Annotated in this window: 20 protein-coding genes; 13 read left to right on the forward strand and 7 right to left on the reverse strand. The window is 52.4% G+C overall.

What is annotated here, in order from left to right; translation table 11 throughout:
• Window positions 1-105: 105 nt before the first annotated feature.
• Window positions 106-621 carry an Hcp family type VI secretion system effector gene (locus tag MKZ87_RS21665; RefSeq protein WP_003226246.1) on the reverse strand — a complete coding sequence of 172 codons (516 nt, stop codon included), beginning with the start codon at window positions 619-621 and terminating at the stop codon, window positions 106-108.
• A gap of 412 nt (window positions 622-1,033) precedes the next feature.
• The gene (locus MKZ87_RS21670; RefSeq protein WP_266201961.1) at window positions 1,034-1,414 is read right to left on the reverse strand and encodes a hypothetical protein; all 381 of its coding nucleotides are present in this window, start codon (window positions 1,412-1,414) and stop codon (window positions 1,034-1,036) included.
• Window positions 1,415-1,723: 309 nt separating this feature from the next.
• Here MKZ87_RS21670 and MKZ87_RS21675 point away from each other — a divergent pair, with 309 nt between their 5' ends.
• The 10 genes from MKZ87_RS21675 (at window position 1,724) to MKZ87_RS21720 (ending at window position 13,504) form a co-directional block, all read left to right on the forward strand.
• Entirely contained in the window at window positions 1,724-2,341 is a 618-nt protein-coding gene (locus tag MKZ87_RS21675) for a response regulator (RefSeq protein WP_266201962.1), read from the forward strand.
• Between the two features lie 58 nt (window positions 2,342-2,399).
• A complete protein-coding gene (locus tag MKZ87_RS21680) occupies window positions 2,400-5,558 on the forward strand; it encodes an ATP-binding protein (protein ID WP_266201963.1) in 3,159 nt (1,052 codons plus the stop codon).
• 126 nt (window positions 5,559-5,684) lie between these two features.
• Window positions 5,685-6,533, forward strand: coding sequence for an EAL domain-containing protein (locus MKZ87_RS21685; protein ID WP_266201964.1), 849 nt, complete (start codon window positions 5,685-5,687; stop codon window positions 6,531-6,533).
• 300 nt (window positions 6,534-6,833) lie between these two features.
• Window positions 6,834-7,358, forward strand: coding sequence for a CS1 type fimbrial major subunit (locus tag MKZ87_RS21690; protein ID WP_266201965.1), 525 nt, complete (start codon window positions 6,834-6,836; stop codon window positions 7,356-7,358).
• 188 nt (window positions 7,359-7,546) lie between these two features.
• Window positions 7,547-8,527 carry a hypothetical protein gene (locus MKZ87_RS21695; RefSeq protein ID WP_266201966.1) on the forward strand — a complete coding sequence of 327 codons (981 nt, stop codon included), beginning with the start codon at window positions 7,547-7,549 and terminating at the stop codon, window positions 8,525-8,527.
• Window positions 8,528-8,688: 161 nt separating this feature from the next.
• Window positions 8,689-11,013: a TcfC E-set like domain-containing protein gene (locus MKZ87_RS21700; protein ID WP_266201967.1), complete on the forward strand. Its 2,325-nt coding sequence runs from the start codon at window positions 8,689-8,691 to the stop codon at window positions 11,011-11,013.
• 25 nt (window positions 11,014-11,038) lie between these two features.
• Window positions 11,039-11,716, forward strand: coding sequence for a hypothetical protein (locus MKZ87_RS21705; protein WP_266201968.1), 678 nt, complete (start codon window positions 11,039-11,041; stop codon window positions 11,714-11,716).
• Window positions 11,717-11,774: 58 nt separating this feature from the next.
• Window positions 11,775-12,272 (forward strand): hypothetical protein, encoded by a 498-nt coding sequence (locus MKZ87_RS21710; RefSeq protein WP_266201969.1) that lies wholly within the window; start codon window positions 11,775-11,777, stop codon window positions 12,270-12,272.
• A 9-nt stretch (window positions 12,273-12,281) separates the two neighbouring features.
• Window positions 12,282-12,830, forward strand: coding sequence for a hypothetical protein (locus MKZ87_RS21715; protein WP_266201970.1), 549 nt, complete (start codon window positions 12,282-12,284; stop codon window positions 12,828-12,830).
• Window positions 12,831-12,853: 23 nt separating this feature from the next.
• Entirely contained in the window at window positions 12,854-13,504 is a 651-nt protein-coding gene (locus MKZ87_RS21720) for a hypothetical protein (protein WP_266201971.1), read from the forward strand.
• A 396-nt stretch (window positions 13,505-13,900) separates the two neighbouring features.
• On the opposite strand, the gene MKZ87_RS21725 is transcribed toward MKZ87_RS21720, so the two are convergent.
• A complete protein-coding gene (locus tag MKZ87_RS21725; RefSeq protein WP_266201972.1) occupies window positions 13,901-14,374 on the reverse strand; it encodes a methyltransferase family protein in 474 nt (157 codons plus the stop codon).
• 21 nt (window positions 14,375-14,395) lie between these two features.
• Complete coding sequence (locus tag MKZ87_RS21730) at window positions 14,396-15,289, reverse strand: NAD(P)/FAD-dependent oxidoreductase (protein ID WP_266201973.1); 894 nt, start codon at window positions 15,287-15,289, stop codon at window positions 14,396-14,398.
• Between the two features lie 111 nt (window positions 15,290-15,400).
• Here MKZ87_RS21730 and MKZ87_RS21735 point away from each other — a divergent pair, with 111 nt between their 5' ends.
• Window positions 15,401-16,045 (forward strand): TetR/AcrR family transcriptional regulator, encoded by a 645-nt coding sequence (locus MKZ87_RS21735; protein ID WP_266201974.1) that lies wholly within the window; start codon window positions 15,401-15,403, stop codon window positions 16,043-16,045.
• 521 nt (window positions 16,046-16,566) lie between these two features.
• On the opposite strand, the gene MKZ87_RS21745 is transcribed toward MKZ87_RS21735, so the two are convergent.
• Both MKZ87_RS21745 and MKZ87_RS21750 read right to left on the reverse strand, forming a co-directional pair.
• On the reverse strand, window positions 16,567-18,288 hold the full coding sequence (locus tag MKZ87_RS21745) for an ATP-binding protein (RefSeq protein WP_266201975.1): 1,722 nt from the start codon (window positions 18,286-18,288) through the stop codon (window positions 16,567-16,569).
• Complete coding sequence (locus MKZ87_RS21750) at window positions 18,285-19,589, reverse strand: SIR2 family protein (RefSeq protein ID WP_266201976.1); 1,305 nt, start codon at window positions 19,587-19,589, stop codon at window positions 18,285-18,287. The genes MKZ87_RS21745 and MKZ87_RS21750 overlap by 4 nt, the downstream gene beginning before the upstream one ends.
• Before the next feature lie 346 nt (window positions 19,590-19,935).
• On the opposite strand from MKZ87_RS21750, the gene MKZ87_RS21755 reads away from it, so the two are divergent.
• Complete coding sequence (locus MKZ87_RS21755) at window positions 19,936-20,514, forward strand: hypothetical protein (protein ID WP_266201977.1); 579 nt, start codon at window positions 19,936-19,938, stop codon at window positions 20,512-20,514.
• A gap of 203 nt (window positions 20,515-20,717) precedes the next feature.
• On the opposite strand, the gene MKZ87_RS21760 is transcribed toward MKZ87_RS21755, so the two are convergent.
• Window positions 20,718-20,936, reverse strand: coding sequence for a hypothetical protein (locus MKZ87_RS21760; RefSeq protein WP_186534068.1), 219 nt, complete (start codon window positions 20,934-20,936; stop codon window positions 20,718-20,720).
• 793 nt (window positions 20,937-21,729) lie between these two features.
• Here MKZ87_RS21760 and MKZ87_RS21765 point away from each other — a divergent pair.
• Complete coding sequence (locus MKZ87_RS21765) at window positions 21,730-22,089, forward strand: DUF6124 family protein (RefSeq protein WP_266201978.1); 360 nt, start codon at window positions 21,730-21,732, stop codon at window positions 22,087-22,089.
• Window positions 22,090-22,108 lie beyond the last annotated feature (19 nt).

The raw sequence follows: 22,108 nt of genomic DNA on the forward strand, positions 1-22,108 counted from the left end.
CGTAGACGGCCGCAAAAAAAGCGGCTCAACGTACGCGAAATTCTGGAGGGGCGTAAACAACATCGACCAGCAGGGCTGGTCGATGCTTGTAACGATCAGCCGTAATTAAACGACTGGAGCACGCCAGTCATCGGAACCCGAAGTACCGGATACTTCGTGGGTCCAGGTGATTTTACGGTAGGTGAACTGCACTTCTTCCAGGTGGGTGAAGTGCGAGTTGCCTGGATCCTGGCAGTTGTGCATTTTGTTGTTGATGGCGACGATGATCGCGTCTTCCAGTTTGGTGGTGTAGTAGTGCTCTTGAGTACCTTGAGCAGAAGTACGGTACCACTGGATAACGATTTCGCTCATGCGCTCGCCGGAGGTCAGAGCGGCTTGCAGCAGAGGCGAAGCCTTGTCGTAGACCTTGGTGATGATCACTGGCTTGTGCACGCGCTGACCGGTTGGCTGACCGGATTGTGGGTCACGCGGGATGATCACGTCGTGGCTGAAAGCCTGAACCATGACCTGGTCTTCGTGGCCTTCCTGGTAGGTGTTGCCAACGGAGTCAGCGGTGAAAGCGCCTGCAGTGATCAGGCCTTGTTTTTCGCCGGTAACCGACATGTACGCTGGTGTTGCCATGGGAGGTGCTCCTTGCGGATAAAGTTAGGGTGCCCGGGAGGCGAAATCGCCCGGTGGGTGCCTGACTGTTATCAAGGAGCGTGCCAGGTCTTGCCACGTCCCCGGGACCCGGGGACTTCACTGTTGTGTAACGCGAGTTTGAGCGTTTTTTGATCAGCCAGATGGCTCGTAGTGCGCAAGAAGTTGCGCAGTACTGCGCAATTTCTTGCGCACTTGGCTGTAGGCCTTAAAATACATGGCCTCCAGCGGAATCGCTGAGTATTTTTACGAAACAAGTGCGCAACTTCTTGCGCAGTATGGCGTTAGGCCATGCCTAGCGAGTATTTCGTTCTACCTTCCTGAATAATGTGATGGGCGATGGCTGCTTTCGGCCAAAAGCAGTCATAGAAGGATCTAGAACGTCCGGGGCAGTTCATGGCGAATTGATCGCGCGTTTCAAATCCTCTCTACGAATCGGTAGTTGCACGACCTGCAGCATCGGTACGAAACGTTTTTTTCCCCACTCTAGGAGATGGCGGCGTTCCCGAGAGTTAACGTCTGCGGTAAGTATGATTTGGTCAATCGCCCCACAATACGCAATGGATTTCACGCTGTCGCCATCTGTGTGGATGTCGAAATTATCGAAAAAAAGCGTACCGAATCGATGACCCGCGTCCAACAGCTCCACAATTTCCTTCGCAGTATTTCGAAGTGAAATGTTGAAAAGCCCCAACCCGTTCAATAAACGCGTGAACTCCAACACTCCACTCTGTCGCTTGCTGATCACGGCGACCCTTTCCTGATGACAATTCATCGCTATGCTCCTGCGTGTATCACAGCAGCCTATGGAATTGTGGGATAGACGCACACAAGAAGAATCTGGTTCAGTGGACAGATTTTCCTCGAAAAGTCTCGCTCCCTGCAAGAAAGGATGCCTCGTCAGTGCCTCAGAGATATCATTGAGATACTACTCTGACACGATCACACTCATTTCGGAGCTAGCGAAGAAAAAACGATGCTGATCGAAAATCCAGCTATCCATGTCGATGAGCGCATCACTCGAAAGATTCAAGATTTTCCTGGTACGGGTCAGAGTGAAACGCCTTTTACATTCTGGTGATTAATGAGTAAAAAAATCCTGATCGTCGATGATCATCCTTTGATTTGCCATGCTATTCGCTCGGCGCTGGCACCGGCCGGCTTCGAAACCGTAGGGGAAACTGCCGACGGTGTCGAAGCTATGCGAATGATTGAGTCGCTTAAACCGAACGTTGTGATTCTGGATATTGGGCTGGAGAAGATCGATGGATTGACGATTCTCAAACGCATCAAAAGGGACAAGCTGGATACGCGGGTGCTGGTCTATACCTCTCAGACTAAGGAAAACTACGCTTCGCGCTGCCTACAGTCCGGTGCCAGTGGCTTCGTTAGCAAAAGTGAACCCATCAGCAAGCTGGTCAAGGCGATGGAAACCGTAGCCGATGGGTACATTTTTTTTCCAAAAGATGCTATGCCGCTACTTGGCAACGTCGAGCTGACCGCTGATGTGGAAGGTCTTACCGACAGAGAGTTACAAATTTTCAAATTGTTAGCAGAAGGTCATTCCAACGGCGATATCGCTACTCGGCTGAATCTGAGTAACAAGACGGTCAGCGGTCACAAAGTCAATATTCAAAGCAAACTGGGCGCTAACTCGTTGATCGAACTCGCAGACATTGCCCGACGGCATAACCTGATTTAGCCGTATTACCGTGAAAATTTGCCTACGCCTCCTCCGAGTCCTGTCAGTCGTGTTGCTTATGCTCTACGGTGTAACTCACTCGTCGTATGCGCAGGAACTAATACCGATTGCCCGACAGCCCCTGAATGAGCTGAAAATCCAGCTTTCCCAGTCGGAGCAGCAGTGGCTTGAGCAAAAGCGAGTACTTGTGGTTGGTGTCTTTGAAGACTCGCTACCACCTTTTCGCATCTTCGAGGAAAACCGGCAATTCGAAGGCTTGATGGCCGACTATCTGTTAGCACTGCAACGAGAATTTCACATCCCCGTTAAGCTGCAATCTTTCAAAACGCGTGAAGAAATGTTTGACGCTCTGCGTAACGGCAGTATCGACATGGCCAGCAACGTCACCCCCTTGATGGCAAAAAGCGAGGGAGTCACTCTTAGCTCACCCTATGGCATAACGGAGTTGGCGCTCTTTTCGGAAGGCGGGGATTTGCACGAATACAGTACCCACGATGGGCAAACCCGGATCGCATACTCCAATAGCAAAATGCTCGCGACATATGAGAACGCAGGTGGTCGGGGGCGCTTCCAGCATTATCCTTCAGCGCTTCTGGCAATGGCATCGGTGCTGACCGGAGATAATGACGTTTTCCTAGGTGACACACTATCCGCCCACTATTTATCCAGCCAGTTTTTCAGCAGCCAGTTAGTCATCAACCAAAGCACCAAATTGCCCGCGGTGAGAGGTGGGTTCGGCCTCAGGTTGGACGACAGGATGTTGCAGCGCATTCTTGAACGTGCGCTGGGAGGGCTGACTCGTTGCCAGATAATCAAAGCCCAATACGTGTGGGGTTATACCGAAGACTGTGATCCCAGTGAGTTTCGCAACCGACTGAGCGCTGCCGAGCTCGAATGGCTGAATCGTTCGCCCCATGTACAACTAGTCGTCAGTGAAGATCTGGCACCTTACGCCTTCTTTAACAGCCGAGGCCGTTTCAACGGAATAGCTTCGGACGTTCTGGACATCATCCGGCGCAAGACAGGCATCCGCTTCGATATCCATCGTGTCAGCTCAATCAGCGAGGCTGATAGTCTGCTCGACAGAGGCAAGGCGATTCTAAGCATCTTGCCGGAAACGTCCCCATCATCACTGCCATTCCTTCACACGCGTGCACTGACCACTGCACCGTATCTATTCGTGCAACGACAAGAGTCTGAACAGAGCAGTCCAGACGCCCAAAGCCAAACTGTCGTTGCGATCGCGAAAGGCTACGCCGATCCAAACCTTTTGCGCAGCCTTTATCCGAACCTGGTTTTGAAAGAAACCGAGACCATGGGAGAAGCCTTCAAGCTGGTAAGGGACAACAGCGCCGACATGGTTTTCGCACCTGCCAACGTGGCACGCTACTACCTCTCCTACAAATATGAAAACAGCCTGAAGATTGGCGGTGTATTCAGCGGCCCCGAGGTGCGGATCGTGTTCGCTGCACCGCAGGATCAGGCGTTATTCATATCCATACTCGACAAGGCACTCCTTGAGATCACCCCTAGGATGAACCTGCAGATCATTGGCCGATGGCGCGCAAACTCGGCGACGGATGACAAGTACTGGGAGGGTGTCACCTCCTACGTATGGCGTTCGTTTGAAGTGCTCGGCGCCCTGCTGTTAGTTGCTGGCCTACTGATTCTGGCTCAGCGTCGCCGGATTCGTCGCAAACGACAGGATTTGCAGCAGCGCCAGGAGCTGCTGGACGAGTTACAAGTTGCCAAAGAGTCCGCAGATAAAGCCAGTCGTGCCAAAAGCGTGTTTCTCGCTACCATGAGCCATGAGATTCGCACACCACTCAATGCAATCATCGGAATGCTGGAGCTGGTGCTGACGCGCAAAACCGACGCCGAACTCAATCACCAGTCAGTGCATATTGCCTACGATTCGGCCATCAGTCTGCTTGCCCTTATCGGTGACATTCTTGATATCTCGCGCGTAGAGTCAGGCAAGCTCATCCTGACGCCTGAACCCGTGCGAATGAAGGAACTGCTGGAATCCGTGGGACAGGTGTTCTCAGGACTTGCCCGACAGAAGCAACTGCGCCTGGTGCTCGACATCGACCCGCTGGCGATGGAGCAGGTTTGGGCCGACGCCGTCAAGGTCAAACAAATCGTTTCCAATCTGTTGAGCAATGCGATCAAGTTTACTGATCAAGGTACTGTAGAACTTCTCTGCTCGGTAAAAGCGGTCGAAAACTCCACCCTGAATTTTTGCATCAGCGTCAGTGATACAGGAGTGGGGATCCCCGCGACGCATCTAGATCAAGTATTCAAACCGTTTTACCTGGTCGATGGCGCAGTGGCTGATCCGAACTCCGGGGCGGGGCTTGGGCTTGCTATCAGTCAGGCGCTATGTGGGCTAATGCACAGTACGCTGAAGGTAAAAAGCGAGTTGGGCAGCGGAACTGAAATGAGCTTTTCGATCAATCTTGAAAAGGTGATTCTCGACCTAGCGGCATCACCTGGCTCGAACGCGGCCGCGGCACATGAAATTCGTGAGATGCTCACAGTTTTGATCGTTGAGGATCACTTGCCGAGTCAATACCTGCTTGTCCAGCAGATCGGCTACCTGGGCCACCGCACCCTCACCGCCAGCAACGGTCTGGAAGGACTTGGCATCTGGAGCGAGCATGAGATTGATGTTGTTGTAACTGATTACAACATGCCTGAAATGGACGGACTGGAAATGACCCGGGCCATTCGCCGCATCGAAAACCGCAGAGGGGTTAAACCCTGCCTGATTATCGGCCTGACGGCAGACGCGCAACGCGAAACGGAGCAGTCTTGCAAAAGCGCCGGAATGGATCATGTGTTGGCTAAACCAACCAATCTCGCTGCACTCAACCAGATGATTCCCAAGTTTGGACACGAACAATCGTCTGCGCAGGATGGGCCATCTTGGGCCAACGATATCCGCGCAAGAATGGCCGAGCAGGTTACCCGCAGCAACGAAGGCGAAGGGGCTGCGCTGCGTCGAGCGCTGGAAACCGGAGATCTGATGGCAATCAAGCGCATTGTTCATAAGCTCAAAGGAACAGCTTACCTGTTGAATCACAAAGGGCTACTAGAACACTGCCTGGAGATGGAGGAGCTCGCGACAGGAAAGTTCGGCAAAGCACTATACGATTCAGGCCAAGCGCTGCTTGAATCTCTGGAAAGTATCAATCAACTCCTGCGTGTGCACTGATGAGCTCGGCCGGATGCATCTCGGGATAAATCAAGATTTATCTTGGTTCTAATGCAGATGCATCTTTGCAGGGGGGATCGATCACTCACATAACCTTGGCGGATGATTTGAACCAGGGTTTCACACATGCTCACTGCATTTCGCATCGTAAATCCCAATAACGAAGCCAATCAACCTGCTGCGCAGTTAACCGATGACATTGCGCAAGACCTTGATATCCGCAGAGGACTGCGTCAAAACGAGTTCCAGGCATTTCTGCAGCCGAAATTTGATCTGGTCAGTAATGCGGTGCTTTCTGTGGAAGTCCTCGCACGTTGGCATCATCGCGAACACGGTCTCTTGGCACCTGCCGCATTCATCCAAACGATGATCCACGAAGACTTGCTTGATGATCTGCTGTGCAAACTCCTCGACCAAGGACTGTCCCATCAGACTGAACTGCACGCTAAAGGGCACAGATTGGGCTTCGCCTTTAATCTCAGCCTCGCACAGTTGTCTAGCAAAATGCTGGTCACCCACTTGATCACGCGCTTGCAAAAGCATCCACTGGCATTGTCGATGGTGACTTTCGAAATCACTGAAGACGGCCCTGCGGTCGCCAGTGACGTTTGCGTTCAGAACATCCTTCGACTGCGCCAGCTCGGTGTGAGGCTGTCATTGGATGATTATGGGACAGGCCATTCCTCGCTGTTTCGCTTGTGTCAACTACCGTTCGATGAGATCAAACTGGCGGGTGAATTCACGCGGAAGATAATTGAGTCGTCACAGCATTACAGTATTGCGAGATCGACTGTCTCATTAGCCCGAGAATTAGGTATGCAGTTGGTAGTCGAAGGAATCGAGACAGAAGACCAGCGTGTCTGCCTCTCAAATATGGGGGTAAAGATTGGGCAGGGCTACCTCTGCGCACGCCCAATGTCTTTCGACTCTCTGCTCGATTGGCTTGCGTCACAAAAAAGAGAGTTCGCAGCTTGAGTGGGTTGCTGATCAAATAGTAAGACCTTGCTGCCTTAGCATGGCGCATTCACTAGAGAAAACACTCGTAGTAACCGTTTAATTGCTGTTTCTGTCCAAGAAATATCTTGCTCGAAGACAAGAGGTTTCTCGCGAGTATCTGGGTCACTTCTTATGTACTGGCAATCGGTATGTGCTAAATAATTTCCCCATCGATCGTAGTTGTTACGTCGAGCTAGAGGTCATGGCAAGATTTTGATTTTTAGTAGGCTGATCATGACAGTCATGATCCCCAATTTATCGAGTTTTAGGAAAGTAGCGATGAAGTTAAAGCAAGTGATGTTGGCTATGGGCTTGTTTGGTGCGGCAGTCGGCGTTGCTCAGGCAGCGCCTCTTCCGGCGGATACAATCTCGAAGAAGATCACCCTTACCGCAAACATCAATGACGCGCTATTCGTTTCTAAGCCTGACGGATCGACTTGGTACGGAACCGAAGAATTGGCCGCTGACGACTATACGCAGAAGCGATTCACGGCCACCCTGCCTATTCGTGTATGGAGCAAAAATAGCGAGTTTAATGTCTCTCTGGCACAACCATTGAAAATGTCCAATGGCATGGCCCAGATGCAAAATGCGCTGGTAAAGTTCAGCCAGTCGTCTGGTCAAAACGAAGTCAAGTTTGGTTCCCCATTGAAAGTCACTCAAGTGCAGGACGGCGTGGGTGGCAAGGATGAAATTCACAATCTCGACATCAGTGTAGAAGCTCCGGAAGGCGACAACACTAATGGCAGTTACAGCGGCGATCTTGTGATGCTTTTTGAACCGGTAGTCGCACCATCGAACTAATAAGGTTCTAGCTTAAAAAGTAGAAGGCCTCGATTAGTCGAGGTCTTTCTAAAACTCGTTGCTACTCTTTAATGTTAAATTTTTGTAAGGTTTCAAGTTTTCAAAGGCTGGTAATTTGTCGTCGTTTAAAATTGCATGCTAAACAATGAGTCATAAAGGTATCAAGTGCCGAGGGGTGGAATTAAGCATTGAAAAGATTTTTAAAATCAAAAAAAGGTCTAATATTTTTGGTAACTGCTTTTTATTGTGGTTTTGGATATGCATATGAATTTCCAAGGTACGATATCAGTGAAGGATACTCCAGCTGTAGTTATGTCAATAATGGTGACGGTACTAGCACCATCTCCTTGGACATAAAGTTCAAAAAAACCCCGCAGTATATTTCTGGGGCTTATTTTATTTCTCGCGCAGTCATGCTTTTTTTGTATAACAAAGAAGGTAGGCTTACGCCATCCAGCAGTGCCGCTAAAACAGTCTCCATTAACGGATCTAATGGTTACGCTTACATTGGAACATATTACAATCTTTATAGAGGGAGTGGCGGCGATTGGAGCCGTAAAGATCCATTTGTTGCGACAGTTAAAATGGTCATCGCAAACGACGTGGTCAAAGATTGGCCAGCAGTAGGAATGGCAGCTGGCGCCTTTACTAGCGCCGCTGACTATATAGATGGCAAAGGACTTGCATACATATCGCCAGGAAATAAAAGTTGCATTGTTCTGCTCAATCCTGAGTTTCCACCACCGCCAGTAGATACCTTGATTTCTATGAAGGCGCCTGACTGGGATCTCGGTGAATTGAACCTTGGAAAAGAGACCAGCAAATTTTTTTCACAGCCTTCAGAACAGCTGTGTTTTACGTACGAAGGTAGCAATTACATAATTTATCAAAAATTTTTAATTGATGCTTCAAGCTCTAACGGAGTGACAGCCGAAGGTAATTATTTGCTCAGAAATGAAGAGCTAAGTACCAGCACCGTCCCCTACAGACTGACTCTTGATGAACTTGGGCAAAAAATCGTTCTTCCAAACACCTCAAAGAAAAAATTCAATCTCAACAAAAGCGGGAAAACATGCTTTGCGCCAACATTTAGCGCCTGGGCTGACCGAAAAGCAAAATCAGGTAATTACAGTGATATTTTGACCTTTACTATCGTTGCACAACCTTAGTGAGTCGGTTCAGAGGCTTGCAAGGTGATCAAGCGCGTAGCTGCAAAAAGGTTGCGAGTATGCACAAGTTGTTTTTAGATTTGCCCGTGTTTTACATTGGACGAGCTAATGCTTTTTCAGGGCGGCGCTAAAATATGGTGTTCGCGGCGCTGGGCGGCTAATTGAATAAGTATTTCCATGCAATATCAAGCGCGCTCCACGAAGTGCTTGTTTGTTTTTCTGGAATTTTATACGTGTCTTTTCGACTTTTTTCGCCAAGAAATTTTATTTGTATATTCTTATTTTCTGCACAGTCCGCCTTTGCAGAAGTGAAAGTATCGTATGGTGTTCCAGAAGGCTTTAGTGCAGTAGAAATGGATAACAGTGCGCGGTATGCCGCGTCTTTCAATGGTCACGCACTGCCCGGGTTAGTAAGTTACTCGATTGAACGAGGTCGTCTGGTTTTTGATCCTTTAGAATATATCGACGGCAAGCTTTCAAAGAAAGATAGGGAAACGCTGGACAAGGTACTCTCTGGCGTGGATTACAAAAAATGCGAACTCGGCTGTGATTTGCAGGTGGCAGACCATTATGTACGCCTTGATAAACAACGTAGAACTTTAAATATCGTAAGCTCTCGCGAGGACTTCGTCAGATCCGAAACCACTTGGGGAATTGTAAATAATCAGTCTTTAGATTACAGAAGCAGTTCCGATGGTTATCGCTCGATGAATATTAATGGCAATACTTGGTTTGGTCTACCAAGCCAGAGCTTTGCTTATATTAATTGGTATGCCAACCATAATCAGTCGCGCGGTGCAAACACGCATAACCAGGCCATTTCTTCATATTTTGTTCAAAAAAACTTTTCCGGCACTTATGTGCGTACAGGCAAGCAAGACGCTCTCGATTACGCCTCGGGTTCGATAAACACACTGCTCGCTCCGAGCTTCGATCAGTTCATCACCATCGGAAGCCAGGATCATTTGCTCACTCAACGTGATACAGGATCGCTGGTGCTTTATTCGATTGGGGAAGGTAGTTACGAGTTCTATCGTAACGGTCGGATGATTTTCAAGCGGCCCGCAGTGCTGGGTCGAAACGAATTCAGCTATTCCGATTTGCCAGGGGGTTATTACCCGATAGAGGTGCGACTTGTGGATCGAAATGGGAATGTTCTCAATAGTGAAACCCGTGACATCAACAATTTGAATTTTGGCGGCGGTGGTAGGCGCTCATGGCACATCACCGGCGGTAAAGAACTGGAAACCGGCGGTCAACTGCTGCAGGCCTCTGCCAGTCAAAACTTGAGCCAGTTTTACCTAAATGCTTCGGCTGTATCGGGTGAACGTTCGCGAAAAGCGGCTGAGCTGAACCTGACCCGTCCCTCTCAACTGGGTTCAATCAATGTCACACCTACGTTGGGGTTACTCAGTGGTGAAAAGGGTACCGGGGGGTATTTCGACCTATCAGCGAATGACGATTTACTGGGAAGCTTTATGTTCAGCCGGTATCAGAGTACGAACATCTCCGACTTCTATTATGGAACCCCGAGTACAGCGGTGTCCTACAGTCGAAGCTTCGGCTCGACCATGTTCAGCTACAACTACCAGAAACAGAGTCGCGGTGAAACCCACCAAGCTGAAGCTCGTTGGAACTACCACCCTAACGGTTTGTGGTCGACATTTGCTGTGGGTGTACAGAAAGGTGGATATACACAGGATAGCAAGTCGTATCAGGTTTACTTCAACATGACCTGGATGCTGGATCGATCTCAAGCGAGCTTCCGTGCGGCTCAATATGGAAGTCAAGTACAACTCAGTGGCGATTATCGCAAAGACTACGTGGACACTTTCGGTACCACGACTACTGGTTTAACGGTAAGCCACATCAATCGAGATACGAGTGTAAATGCCTACGGGAGTCGATCGGGGAGTCGAGGTGACGCATCGTTGAATCTGGGCCACAGCCAGAGCGGGAGTAACTTGGATTTCAACTATCGCGGCATGGTCGCGGCCAGTAAGGATGGTGTGGCTTTTGGGCGCTACAGCAACAGCGGCAGTGCCATGATGTTGCAAACGCCTGACATCACCGACACGCCTTATGGGTTCAGTGTCGAGGGCAGTCCGGTCGGCGGAGGAAATCAGTATGCGGTGCCATTGAATCTTTACGACGACATTCCGTTTGCTCGTGTCCGCAGCGATAGCGAGGATATGGACATGGATGTCGAAGTACTCGCGAACGTCGTCCGGGCACATCCGGGCCAGGTGTATCCCGCCAAGGCACGAGTAGACGTCAATCGTGTTTACAGCGGCATTCTTGCAGATGCAGTCGGCAACCCTGTCAGTGGACGTATTGCTGAAACCGGTGACGTGGCTTACCGAAACGGTTTGTTCTCCATTTCCAGTCACACAGCGTTGCCCTCTATAACCGTCGAGCAAGCGAATCGCCGCTATACCTGCGATCTACGTAAAACCGTTAAAGACAGTGTCTATCGCTGTAAGTGAATAAATATTCCACCGAGGAATGAGTATGAGCAATCCCTTTATCCTGCCGCTGCTTTTTGCAGCCCTCATGGCGAGTACATCTATGCTCCGTGCAGAGGGCGAGCTGATGGTGATGCCTGCGACACTCAAGGTGTACGCCGGACATGAGCATTCGGTTCGCGTGAGCAATCGCGGAGATGCACCGCTCTATCTGTCTGTCTCATTGCAAAAGGTCACCAATCCGGGCTTCACGCCCGAAGTTAAAGTGCCGATCAATGATGTCGAGAATCCGAGCCTGCTGGCAAGTCCGGATCGAATCACACTGGGCCCTGGACAAAGTCGACCGATCAGCCTCAGATCGCTGAATGAGCCGCAATCGGAGCAGCTCTATCGTCTGTACATTCTACCGGCAAGGACAATGCAGGTTCAGGAAGCGCCAAAGGACAAGATCTCTGCGCCGATGTCGGTCGCCGTTGGCTACGGCGTGCTGATACGGCACATGCCGCCTCCAGCCAAGCAGCGTGCAAGTTGGACACATCATTGTGAGCCTGGCGGCATACGGCTTGAGAACACCGGCACCATCCGAATGTTGATTGATAAATTCGGTGCAGGTGTAGCGAAAGAACACTTCGCGCTATTTCCCGGTACGCCTCGAATAGTCCCTGAAAAAAATATAACCCTAGTCATAGATGAAAAAAAACAGGATGTTGCTTGTCCCAATTGAATCGGAGTCATACATTCATTTTTTAGTTTAAATTATACTATTTGACGATAATCAATACGTGAACTTTTTAGCAAGATATCTTCGTGTGTCGATTTTTTGTGCAGTTGGTCTTTTCTTATTTTCAAGGGAAGTTTTTGCTGTTGGTGTACTGAGTTTGTCGCACAGTGAAATACGACTGGAACCAGATGGCAAAGAAGTGCAATTGTATGCAGAAAATAGCGGCGATAGCCCATTGTTTCTCGATGTCGAACAGCAATTGCTGGTCAATCCAGGACATCTGCCAGAAGAATTGCTCGCACTTCAGGAAGTGAAAAGACCTTCGTTATTGATCACTCCGAACCGCCTGACTCTGGCCCCGGGGCACCGGCACCGGATGACGTTAAAGATGCTGAGGGCCCCGTCCACATCGAAGGTGTGGAGGCTGACCTTCCGGCCCCGCCACCGTTTGATTGTAGAAACGGGTGATAGCACTGACCCGGCACCTCTGGCATTGAGCATTGGATATGGCGTCGTGATCTATCAAATCGCCGCCAAATCTCCCCCACACCATTTATAAAGGATCACCATGAACCGAATCACTGCTGTCAGCCTGGGTTTGTTCATGAGCCTGACGACGTTCGTTGCCAGTGCAAGCGAGGCGATCCTTGACGGCAAAGTCACCAGTAAGATAAGCGCATTCATCATCAGGCCGGACAACCTGTTCGTCACCGATGACAAGGGCGGCTGGTTCGATCAAGGGCTGCCGATGCAGCAAACTGGAGGCTGGGATAGTCCTTATGAAGTTGCAGTGCGTTTACGTATCACATCCTCTACCGGCATTTTCCAGGTACGCATGGACAATCCGTTGGAGATCCGTAATAGGCGCAACCCGACGCAAGTGTTCCGCGATACCAAGGTTTCACTCGCGGCCGAAGGTGACTCCTCGAAACTCCTTGCGGTGGGACGAAACACCCAATTCAACAATCCACCTCCACCTAACGAAGATACCGACTCAGTCGGTTACTTCACTCTAGGCGTATCGGCGCTCCCCCCCACAGGTAGCTTCAAGGAAACGGCGGGAGATTACAGCGGCGAGTTGGCACTAACATTCGAACCCGTGGCCCGTGAGCCTTGACGCCCGTTTTCAGGAGGTCATTCATGTGTTTTTTGAGATTTGTCTCGACTACGGCGTTATTGCTGGGTTGTGGATTCTGCGAACCAGCACTGGCAGTTATCGGTCTGCAGCCTCAGGTTGTGGAAATCAACACGGCTCCCGCCGTCGTGGAAGTGACTAACAACGGCGATAGACCCGAATATGTTTCCATCGGACTTTCACTCCTGCTCAACCCCGGAGTGGAGTACGCGGATGAACATCTTGAGACCATCACTCTAGTAAGAGAACCCGCGCTGTACGCCTACCCGTTCCGTCTCTCACTGTCTCCGGGGCAAACCAAGGCTGTTCAGATAAAGCCTTTGCGTACCGTGGATAAAGAGACGGTATATCGCCTAGAGGTCAAACCCGTCATGAATCTGCTTGGATCGCGGCAAAGCTCTCCAACCGGAAAAATCGTGGTCAATCTGGCTTTTAGTGGTCTGGTACGCCAGTTACCAGCAAACAAGGTGTCCAGCTTGACGGTGAGCTGCGAATCCTATGGCGCACGATTGACTGCGACAGGCAACGTCCGTTACCAAGTCAAAAAAGCTCAAGTGAACGGTGTAGCTATAGACCCTTTCAACGTTTATCCCGGCTCACCGATCTCATTGAACGGAAAATCAGTGTTAATTCCCGATCAGCCGCAGTGTCAATGAGCTAAACCTCCAGCAGGTCGTGATCTGCTATTTCTCACTACACAGGCGAGGGAGCAGTCGCATACTCAGGTTACCTTTAGCCTTGGAAAGAAGCCAAAGACTCTCCAGCGGTATCTGGCGCTATCAGACGTACTGCACGAAGCGTCTAGGTGTTCAAATCCGGTGGCTCCGTCAGCCTTAATCAATTCGCTTTTTGAACAGATTGAGGATGTCCGCTTTTGGCCGAAAGCGGTCTCTCATGAGCGGCTGCGATCGGCCAAAAGCAGACGTTCAGGAACGACTGGTTCCGGCCAGAAGCGGCCCTTGGTTACTTACGAAATCAGGGCCCATTCAGTAGCCGCAGCATTAAAAACGGTGTTGGTTGTATAAAATCCCGCAGGCGGGAGCTCCGGATAGTCAGAGCCAGCGGCGAACCTCGGCCTTGTAGCGTCGGTATTCGTCGCCGAACTTCGCTTCGAGATAGCGCTCCTCGCGAGCAATCACGTGCCTCTGGATCACGATCAGCACCAACGGAAGCAAAGCCAGGGCGATCGTTCCCTCGAAGCCGACCGCGATGCCGGCATAGACAAGCGCCATGCCGAGATACATCGGATTGCGGGTCCACCGATAAGGACCGGTTGTTACGATGAGGGTCGTTGGTCGCGACGGCGGAACATGGGTGCCCAGGCGCCGGAAGAGTCCCGCCGCCGCAAGCATTGTCGCCACGCCGGCAGCGAATAGCAGCGCGCCCGTCACGACCAGCCACCACCGGTCGATGCCGAAAAAGCGCAGGGCGACGAATCGCTCTGCCGCCAGCCCCAACAGCAGCGCTCCCTGATAGATGAAGGGCGGAGGGAAGCGCACACCCGCGCTGTCCGGTTCGACGACCATGTTCATCTCCTCTCTATGCGCTCAAACCAGCATCGACTGCTGGGCGAAAATGCCCGCCATCGCGCCCTGCGATGATGCCTGGGTGACCGAAGGCAATATGGGCGTGGTGAGATCGCCGGCGGCGTAGATGCCGGGCGTGCTGGTTTGGCGACGCTCGTCGACCTTGAGCACGATGCCGGTGGGCGTATCCATCGTGGCAAGGCCCAGCGATTCATGCAGGTTTGCGGACGGCTTGTTGCGCGGATGAGCAAACAGAATGTCGACCGCGACAGTGGAGCCGGTGTCGAGATTGACCGTGGCGATATGCCCCTGGTGATGGGCGATCTCGACGATCCGCCCCTCGACGACAGGTATGTTGCGGTGCGCCAGATCGGACTGGATATCAGGCGCGATGTCATGACCATTGGCAAAGACAGTCAACCTGTCGGTCCAATCGAGGAACAGCTTGACCTGGTTGTGCGATTGTGGGCCGGACCACATAAGGCCCCAATGCTGGCCGGCGGCTTCAAAGCCGTCGCAATAGGGGCAGGGAACGATGGATGTGCCCCAACTCTCGGCATAGCCGGGAACATCAGGCATCTGGTCGGCGACGCCATAGCTCAGGATCACGCGCCGGGCCCTTAGGCTTTCGTGATCGTCAGTGACAACGCAGAAATCGTCGATTACGCCAGAAATTTTCTCCGCCCGGGCAATGACCAACCTGACCGTTGGATAGCGCGCCAGCTGCTGTCTCGCCGCAGCTAATATGTCCAGCGGCGGCGTGTGATCGTGACCAAGCAGACCATGCGAATGGCCGGCAAAGCGGTTACGCGGCCGGCTGGTATCGAGAACGATGACCTTGCGACGGGCACGGCCGAGCTGCAAAGCGGCGGCGAGACCGGCAAAACTTCCGCCGATGATGATGACGTCATTCATGGTGATGGGCTCCGCTGAAGGGCCGGTTGTAACCTAGCCTTTGGATTGCAAGTTTAAGATACTGAATGGTATCGTAGACCTTAAATTAAGATACTGTAAAGTACCAATATTATGACTGAAACCATTCAGGGCCGGCGCGGCCGACCCACCAACGAGGCGCTTGCCCAAACGATACTCGACGCCGCGAGCGAGCTTTTTGTGGAATTGGGTTTTCAAGCGACGACGTTGGACAAGGTCGCCCAGCGGGCGAAGATATCCAAGCTCAGCATCTATAGGCGCTTCGAGAACAAGGAGGCGCTGTTCAGCGCAGCCATCGCGGCCGGCTGCCAGCAGTCGTTTGCGCCACAGGCCCTGCTTGAAGGTGCCGAAGGTTCGGTGGAAGACCAACTTATGACAGTGGGAACATCTCTACTGCGCACGCTGTTGAGACCAGACGTCAGCAGTATCGAAGCCATGGTTATGGCCGATAAAACTAGCCAAAACGACTTGAGCAGGCGCCACTACGAAGCCGGCGCCGCCCACGTCATCGCCGATATCGAGGCCCTATTGCGCCAGCTTCACGCGAAGGCGCTCCTCAACGTGCCCGATCCCCACCAAGCCGCCCGCTTGTTTGCCGCGCTTTTCAAAGGGTCCGATCTACTGATGATTGCCCGCTTCGATTTGACGAGAGCAGAGGACGAAATCGAATCCTATTGCCAGTCGGCCGTCGCAATGTTCATCGCCGCGCATGGTCGCAGCGACCATGCGAGGGGATAGTCTTAATCGCTCCGGGGGCAGCTTGGCCTAGTCTTGGGTTTGCGCACTAGGGGTCGCAGCGGGAACACGGGCTGCGTCTGATAACCGTCGCAGTACTGGCGCAAGTGCTCAGCATCGTGCCCATTGGCCGAAAGCTGCTGTACCAGGCAGACCGCTTTCGGCCAGAAGCGGTCAGTCATGAACGGCTGTTATCGACCCATAGCTGCCGTTCACCCTAACCGCTACCGGCCAGGAGCTACCATCAAGAGGCTACTAATTTAGGGGCGATTCAAACGACCCGAAGCGGATTCCATACCTTGCAATTTGTGGATCTTGGGTCTGTCGGCAGGAAAGCAGTTCTAACTTCCAAGCCGTGAGTTCGACGCCCTGCGCGCTTGCTCAAACTCATCCAATGCTTTGGTTAAGGCATTCATCAAGACAGAAGTAAAAGTCGTTTTGGATGGAGCACTGGGATCGATGCGCAACTTGTTCATCACCAGGTTGCTCACGCTCTGATCAGGGCATGCCCCATACGCATCAGTTCAGTGCCCCGGTGATCCCCAGCTACTCTGGAAGCTTGGCCCATCCGATATGGGAGGTTGGGTTGGTCGACTGATTTGAATCGTAACCGGGATCGGGAAATCCACACCCACCATCGCAACCTCGCCTTGCTTGAGGTTCGGCAGAAATGCTGCAGCGGAGCGATCAATCTCACCGCACGCTCGTTCAACGACTTCACGGTCACGGTCGTTCGTGAGCCGGTGGACGAGCAGGGTACCCATCTGACTGAGCACGCCTTCGGTTATGTCGCGCGGTCGCTGGGTCGCCAGGCAAATGTTCAGCCCGTATTTTCTACCCTCCTTCGCGATCAGTTCAAAGGCATCCAGATTCTGTAGGTCATCCTCGTTTCCGACGGTTTTGCCCAGAAAATTATGGGCCTCGTCTAGGATGGTGATTAACGGCCTTTTCCTGAAAACCTCACCCCGGGCTCGCTGCAGTAGAAGTCTGCCGATAACGTTGGCCACAACCTCACGGGCGTTGAACTCGTATCCAATTGAGCTCAAGCAGACCCTGAACAGTTTCTTGTCGCTGTTAATGAAGTTGTCCAGTTGATCTACGAAACTGGGAAGGCCGGCAGCGGGACTGAAGACGCAACCCAGCGACGGCGACTCCATCACGCCGAGGATGCGGGTCATCAGGGATGAGCAGTGTGAGATCTCGTTACTTGCCCCCCCAAAACGCTCTGAGTCGTTGAAAGCGGTCGGGTAGCAACACTCCTGCACCAACTGAGGTACCAGCTTGCGAGGGTTAAATGGCGTTGTTGGATTTCCTACCAGACTTGCATTGTTGCCTCTGTTCATGGCCTCGCGATAGACCTCTTTCGATTGGTCTACCTTCCAGACGATGTGCTTCGGGAACAGATCAGGTGCGAGATGTACGAGTCGGAGACTTTTGATCGCCTCCCTCAGCTTAGGGCCTTGGGTTTTGCCCGATGGCTGGAAGAGGGCTATGAAGTCGGACTCGGTGAAGCTCGTCGGCGGAATCGCGACTTCTACAGAGCCTCCAGCCAGGTGGAGAGGGCTGCCAAGGTGGCAATGAACCGTGTCATCGCCAACGAGCGATCGGTATTCGCCCGTGGCATCGATCAGCACGACTTTGGCTGAGAAGCGGCGACACTCCTCGATCAGCTTGGATGTCGTCCAGCTCTTACCTCCGCCTGTGGAACCCAAGATTGCGCAGTGCCGTCCGAATATTTTTTCGGGAGTGACGGCAATAGGAAATCCGCCATCTCCGGCAACGTGACCAAGACTCAACGCTACCTCAGGTGGCGCACCGTCTACCCCCGTTGAGGTCAACAAAGGGATCTGGGAAATAAATTCTCCGGGGGCGGAGTAGACCCGATCGCCAAGTCGTGGGTATGAGCTAACTCCTGCTGTGACTCGCAATGAATGCGGGTTTACGGAGCCCAGAAGGCGTATGAAGCCGATTGCATCGATTTGGCGGCTACCGGCAAAGTCCTGTGAAATCTCCGAGCGATCCCTGTCAGGCAGCGTCACCTCAGTTATGCGCCCTAGCAGCACTGCTTGCTGGCCTTCAACGAGCACAAGCTCGCCGACCTCACCTTTGCCGTAACGGTTGTGGCCCAAGTACTGGCCGCTCACATTCCCGGCATGCGCCAGGTTCGTCTTTACCAGGTGGGCACTCACACTCGAAACCACACCAATTTTGAGATTGCTGTCCAGAATCCCGTCGAGAGCACTCATGCGTTTTGGCTCCCCAGGCGCCTGACGGCATTCGCCAACTGCTCTGCTGGTGAAGCTGTTCTCAGGTGCGGAATGTGGATGACCAGATCGCTGAACGAACCACTGACGAAGTGGATGTCCAGGCCACGCTTGGCGAGGTCATGGAATCTGCCCCAATAGTCGCTTGAGCCATGGTGTCCCCGGTTATGCAGGTGCGTGATGCATTGGAAATCGCAGAGTATGAGTTTCAGGCTCGGGTTAGATTGGATGGCTGAGAAGATTGGCTCGGAGAGGTGATCATCGTTGAAGCCAAAGCCCGCCACGATGAGGCAACTGTTGGGCTGACGCAGAAACTCCAGGTAGCGCGACAGAAGCTCTAGGTGAGGCTGCAGGAATGCCTGCTGGTATTTGCCTTTGGCTGGGTAGATGAGGCACGCGTTCGCAGGTGTAGGCGCTGTGTCCTCATAGATGTCTTTTCCCTCTCTGCTCCAACTGACCGATCCATGCAACTTCAGTAGCTGGAACACACCTTCGGCGAACTCATGACCTTCCACCTCTCGCCTGACGATGTCGTAGCTGAAATGCTTTCCATCGAACCGCCGCCTACGGGTATAGGAAAATCCATCAATGGCCATCATCCCGAGGTCAGAGGCTGCTGTCTCGAAGCACATGTCATAGTTTGTGGTAAAGACCTTCAGGCGAGGATCTCGGACTCGTCGTCTCGCCAGCTTCTGCAGCAACTGCCTGTATGCAGAAATTTCGGCGTTCGGGGCCCGCAGGAATGCCGAGCATGCATCCAGGATGACTGCTTTGACCTCGCTGACGAACCCTTCAACGGTCACGTCTTTGTTGAAGGCGAGATAGGCGTCGCACTGAGAAAGGAAGTGCTCGATGTTTGGATTGATGATTTCTTTGTACCGCACCACATCCATCACGCGCGCTGCCGCTTCAGTGGGATCCCCTGAGCCGGGTGTGCACATGGAGCGCTTCCATAGATCCCACATGCTTGGCCCGCCCGGTGCACCAAGCGAAGTCCCACTTCCTGCCAAAAAGCCAAGATTGGGAACTTGCAGTGCCGCAGCGAGCATGTCCGACAGCGCTGTGCGGTTGGAAACGATCCTTGCAGGGTCAGGTGGTGGTGCGCCCTTGAGGACGATATAGGCTTCTTCATTCAAAGGCGCCCAATCAGATGCCCCTGGTGCCAAGTAGGCCTGAAGGCCCTTGCGGTTGGCATCAAGCTCCACAGGTTTGTCAGCAGGTGACGGGGGGGCTACGGCATCTTCAGAAGAGGTTGCGGCTGGTGGGGCGCTTTCGTTGGACATCAACACGATCCTTGAAGGTGTGGCGTATCCCGATGGCGTGCTATGGGCCAGTCGAGTGCGCGTGATGAAACCTGTGGGCAACGCAGTGTTGGCATAATGACATCGGCGCTACGACGCCGGAAGGGCATTATGTCTCGCCTTTATCAAATCCCTCTTGAGGTCGAGCATTTTCTCCTAAATAGCAACCGGCCTCGACAGCCCTAAACATTCTACCGGGCATTCTCAGGATGTGGAGGACGTCATAGATCCGCATGCTGCAGGTGTGAACATCGCGTACTGTAAAAAAGCAAGGTAGACCATCATGGGCCCCGGTCAGGGCCTTTCGGATAGGGGTTTAGGAGGTGAAATGGCTTGGAAAATCGAGCAGTGGATGCGGGATGTGTTCCCTGGTGCAGATAGAATTTACGAAGACTATCGAGGACTGCCGAGACGTGAGCTAGCTATTACTGCCGGCGCGGTTCTCGATCTCGCACTTGTCGAAATTCTATCCATGACGCTGACAGGGCCAGAGCAGGAAATACATTCGTTTCTAGGCATTAACGGCGATGGCCGTGCACCGTGTGGCTCGTTTGGTTCCAGGATCCAACTCGCGTTGCTCCTGTCGATAATCTCTGAAAGGGATGCCGCGATCCTCAGAGCGATCAAGAATATTCGAAATCAGCTCGCCCATCAGGTCAATGTAGATTTTGACTCTTCATCGGTTCTACCTCTGCTTAATAAGCTCCATGACAATTTTCAAGAGCTAGCGGAGAGCTTGAAGGCGTCAGGGAGTCTTTCAAGCGCATCCCGTTCAGCGTATTCAACCAAGCCTTTTTTAGCCACGGAAGCTGAGGCCGGTGCTGGATTGTTGCTGGTCATTTTTTGCATCTACCAGGCATACCTGCATCGCATTTATGAACGGTTGTCCGCCACTAAACAGGGCTGATTTCCTGAATGCGGTAACGTCCGTTACGGGTTGAAAGCTGCCGGCCGTACATGGATGCTTTTTTCGACCTATAGCTGCTCCTTGGGAACGACCGCTTTGGGTCGAAAGCAGCCTAACGTGAACGACTGCTCCTGGCCGAAAGCTGACGACCATGACTGACCGCTTTTGGTCGGAGTAGGACGACTGCCGCCTGCTAGGCATTCCTAGGACTGCCGTATACGCATAATTGCATCTGTAATCGCTTTTGCGTTTGTGTCTAAGGTTTCCATAGACATCACAGCGTTATCTGCAACTACCTGCACGCCATTAGCCGAAATCCACACGGCGACCTCCTCTATTGCAGCCGCCAACGCATGCTGGTTGTGCAGGAGCAATGTCAAAGCATCTGCCGTTGCGATATTGGAGGCTGAGTGATCTGCCATAAAATCGTCCTTGAGAGATGGGTTCGAAAAGCTTAGTACATGCTGCGGGATTGCATCGGCTTAACACATATGCAACAGACATCTTTAGCGCACCACAATGGTGGGACAGCCCGATATCAGATCTCACGGAACGAAGGCAAAAGAGTGTTCATTGGACCAGCATCGCTATCCCCGTTTTTGACAGTATCAGTAGTGCCCAGATCGTAGCCGAAAACGCTTGCTTTAGAATTGCTACAGAGAAGGGAAGAAATCACGGAGTCTTCGAGGAGGGGCACCTGGCTGGTACGATGCTGGTACAGGGCTTTTTAAAGCGGTCCTTTGGCCTTTATTATATGGGGCAGGGACCGACGATAGGTCCGATCCATCATCCGACCGACCGAAACTTGACGATAGGTACGGTGTGTTGCTAATTGCAAACCCGGACCGTGTTTAAACGTAAAAATTGCCACGTTTATGTTAGCTATGTCGCATTCATCCAAACCCTACACAACCTTGCGCCATCCCCTACACCTAAGACAGAATCCGCCGGCTTGTGCCTCTAGCACGCGGGTTTTATCGTTCATGGGTCACTGAAAACCAGTGATCGGGTTTGGTAGCCCGGATTCCGTCAGAAGCACAAGACTACTGTCTTGCGGAGGCTTTTAGTGCCTTCGTTTTATGGTGGTCATGCGCAGGGCATCTTCGGATGCGCCGGGGTTTCTGACGGCCGGTCTACCAACCTGCGTATGGCCTCCACCCTAGTTTGGTAGCGAAGGTGGCGGCTCCTAACCTCTTATCCGTCGGGAGTTACTCCATGTTCAAACCAACCCCCAACCCACCCGAAACCGACCCAGTCTCCCCCTACAAATTCCCCGATTCACGAACCCTGAACGAAGCCGCCGAGCGCGCCCTCGATCACTACCTCACCCCGCAGCAGCGGATCATGGGCAGTCACACCAAACACGATCCGATGTACTTCGCCAACCCGGCCTACGACACCGAATCCCTGCTCGCCAACGCCAGCGAATCCCTCGGTTCAGCCTCCGAAATGCTCAACAACTTCGCCGGCACCCTGGAACCCGCCCACCGCAAAACCGCCATTGGCATTGCGCAGTTGGTGATGTTGGGGTCTTTGGCGGTGAATCAGGCGCTGGATAACGTCGAGCCGAAGTAGATTCGGGCAACTCTCTGTC

The organism is Pseudomonas sp. MCal1, assembly GCF_026341415.1.
Taxonomy (GTDB): domain Bacteria; phylum Pseudomonadota; class Gammaproteobacteria; order Pseudomonadales; family Pseudomonadaceae; genus Aquipseudomonas.

What these genes read in the sequence shown, in the direction of transcription:
- MKZ87_RS21665 (WP_003226246.1), bottom strand. Translation starts at nt 621, where the DNA reads ATGGCAACACCAGCGTACATGTCGGTTACCGGCGAAAAACAAGGCCTG.
- MKZ87_RS21670 (WP_266201961.1), bottom strand. Translation starts at nt 1,414, where the DNA reads ATGAATTGTCATCAGGAAAGGGTCGCCGTGATCAGCAAGCGACAGAGT.
- MKZ87_RS21675 (WP_266201962.1), top strand. Translation starts at nt 1,724, where the DNA reads ATGAGTAAAAAAATCCTGATCGTCGATGATCATCCTTTGATTTGCCAT.
- MKZ87_RS21680 (WP_266201963.1), top strand. Translation starts at nt 2,400, where the DNA reads ATGCTCTACGGTGTAACTCACTCGTCGTATGCGCAGGAACTAATACCG.
- MKZ87_RS21685 (WP_266201964.1), top strand. Translation starts at nt 5,685, where the DNA reads ATGCTCACTGCATTTCGCATCGTAAATCCCAATAACGAAGCCAATCAA.
- MKZ87_RS21690 (WP_266201965.1), top strand. Translation starts at nt 6,834, where the DNA reads ATGAAGTTAAAGCAAGTGATGTTGGCTATGGGCTTGTTTGGTGCGGCA.
- MKZ87_RS21705 (WP_266201968.1), top strand. Translation starts at nt 11,039, where the DNA reads ATGAGCAATCCCTTTATCCTGCCGCTGCTTTTTGCAGCCCTCATGGCG.
- MKZ87_RS21715 (WP_266201970.1), top strand. Translation starts at nt 12,282, where the DNA reads ATGAACCGAATCACTGCTGTCAGCCTGGGTTTGTTCATGAGCCTGACG.
- MKZ87_RS21720 (WP_266201971.1), top strand. Translation starts at nt 12,854, where the DNA reads ATGTGTTTTTTGAGATTTGTCTCGACTACGGCGTTATTGCTGGGTTGT.
- MKZ87_RS21725 (WP_266201972.1), bottom strand. Translation starts at nt 14,374, where the DNA reads ATGGTCGTCGAACCGGACAGCGCGGGTGTGCGCTTCCCTCCGCCCTTC.
- MKZ87_RS21730 (WP_266201973.1), bottom strand. Translation starts at nt 15,289, where the DNA reads ATGAATGACGTCATCATCATCGGCGGAAGTTTTGCCGGTCTCGCCGCC.
- MKZ87_RS21735 (WP_266201974.1), top strand. Translation starts at nt 15,401, where the DNA reads ATGACTGAAACCATTCAGGGCCGGCGCGGCCGACCCACCAACGAGGCG.
- MKZ87_RS21745 (WP_266201975.1), bottom strand. Translation starts at nt 18,288, where the DNA reads ATGAGTGCTCTCGACGGGATTCTGGACAGCAATCTCAAAATTGGTGTG.
- MKZ87_RS21750 (WP_266201976.1), bottom strand. Translation starts at nt 19,589, where the DNA reads ATGTCCAACGAAAGCGCCCCACCAGCCGCAACCTCTTCTGAAGATGCC.
- MKZ87_RS21755 (WP_266201977.1), top strand. Translation starts at nt 19,936, where the DNA reads ATGGCTTGGAAAATCGAGCAGTGGATGCGGGATGTGTTCCCTGGTGCA.
- MKZ87_RS21760 (WP_186534068.1), bottom strand. Translation starts at nt 20,936, where the DNA reads ATGGCAGATCACTCAGCCTCCAATATCGCAACGGCAGATGCTTTGACA.
- MKZ87_RS21765 (WP_266201978.1), top strand. Translation starts at nt 21,730, where the DNA reads ATGTTCAAACCAACCCCCAACCCACCCGAAACCGACCCAGTCTCCCCC.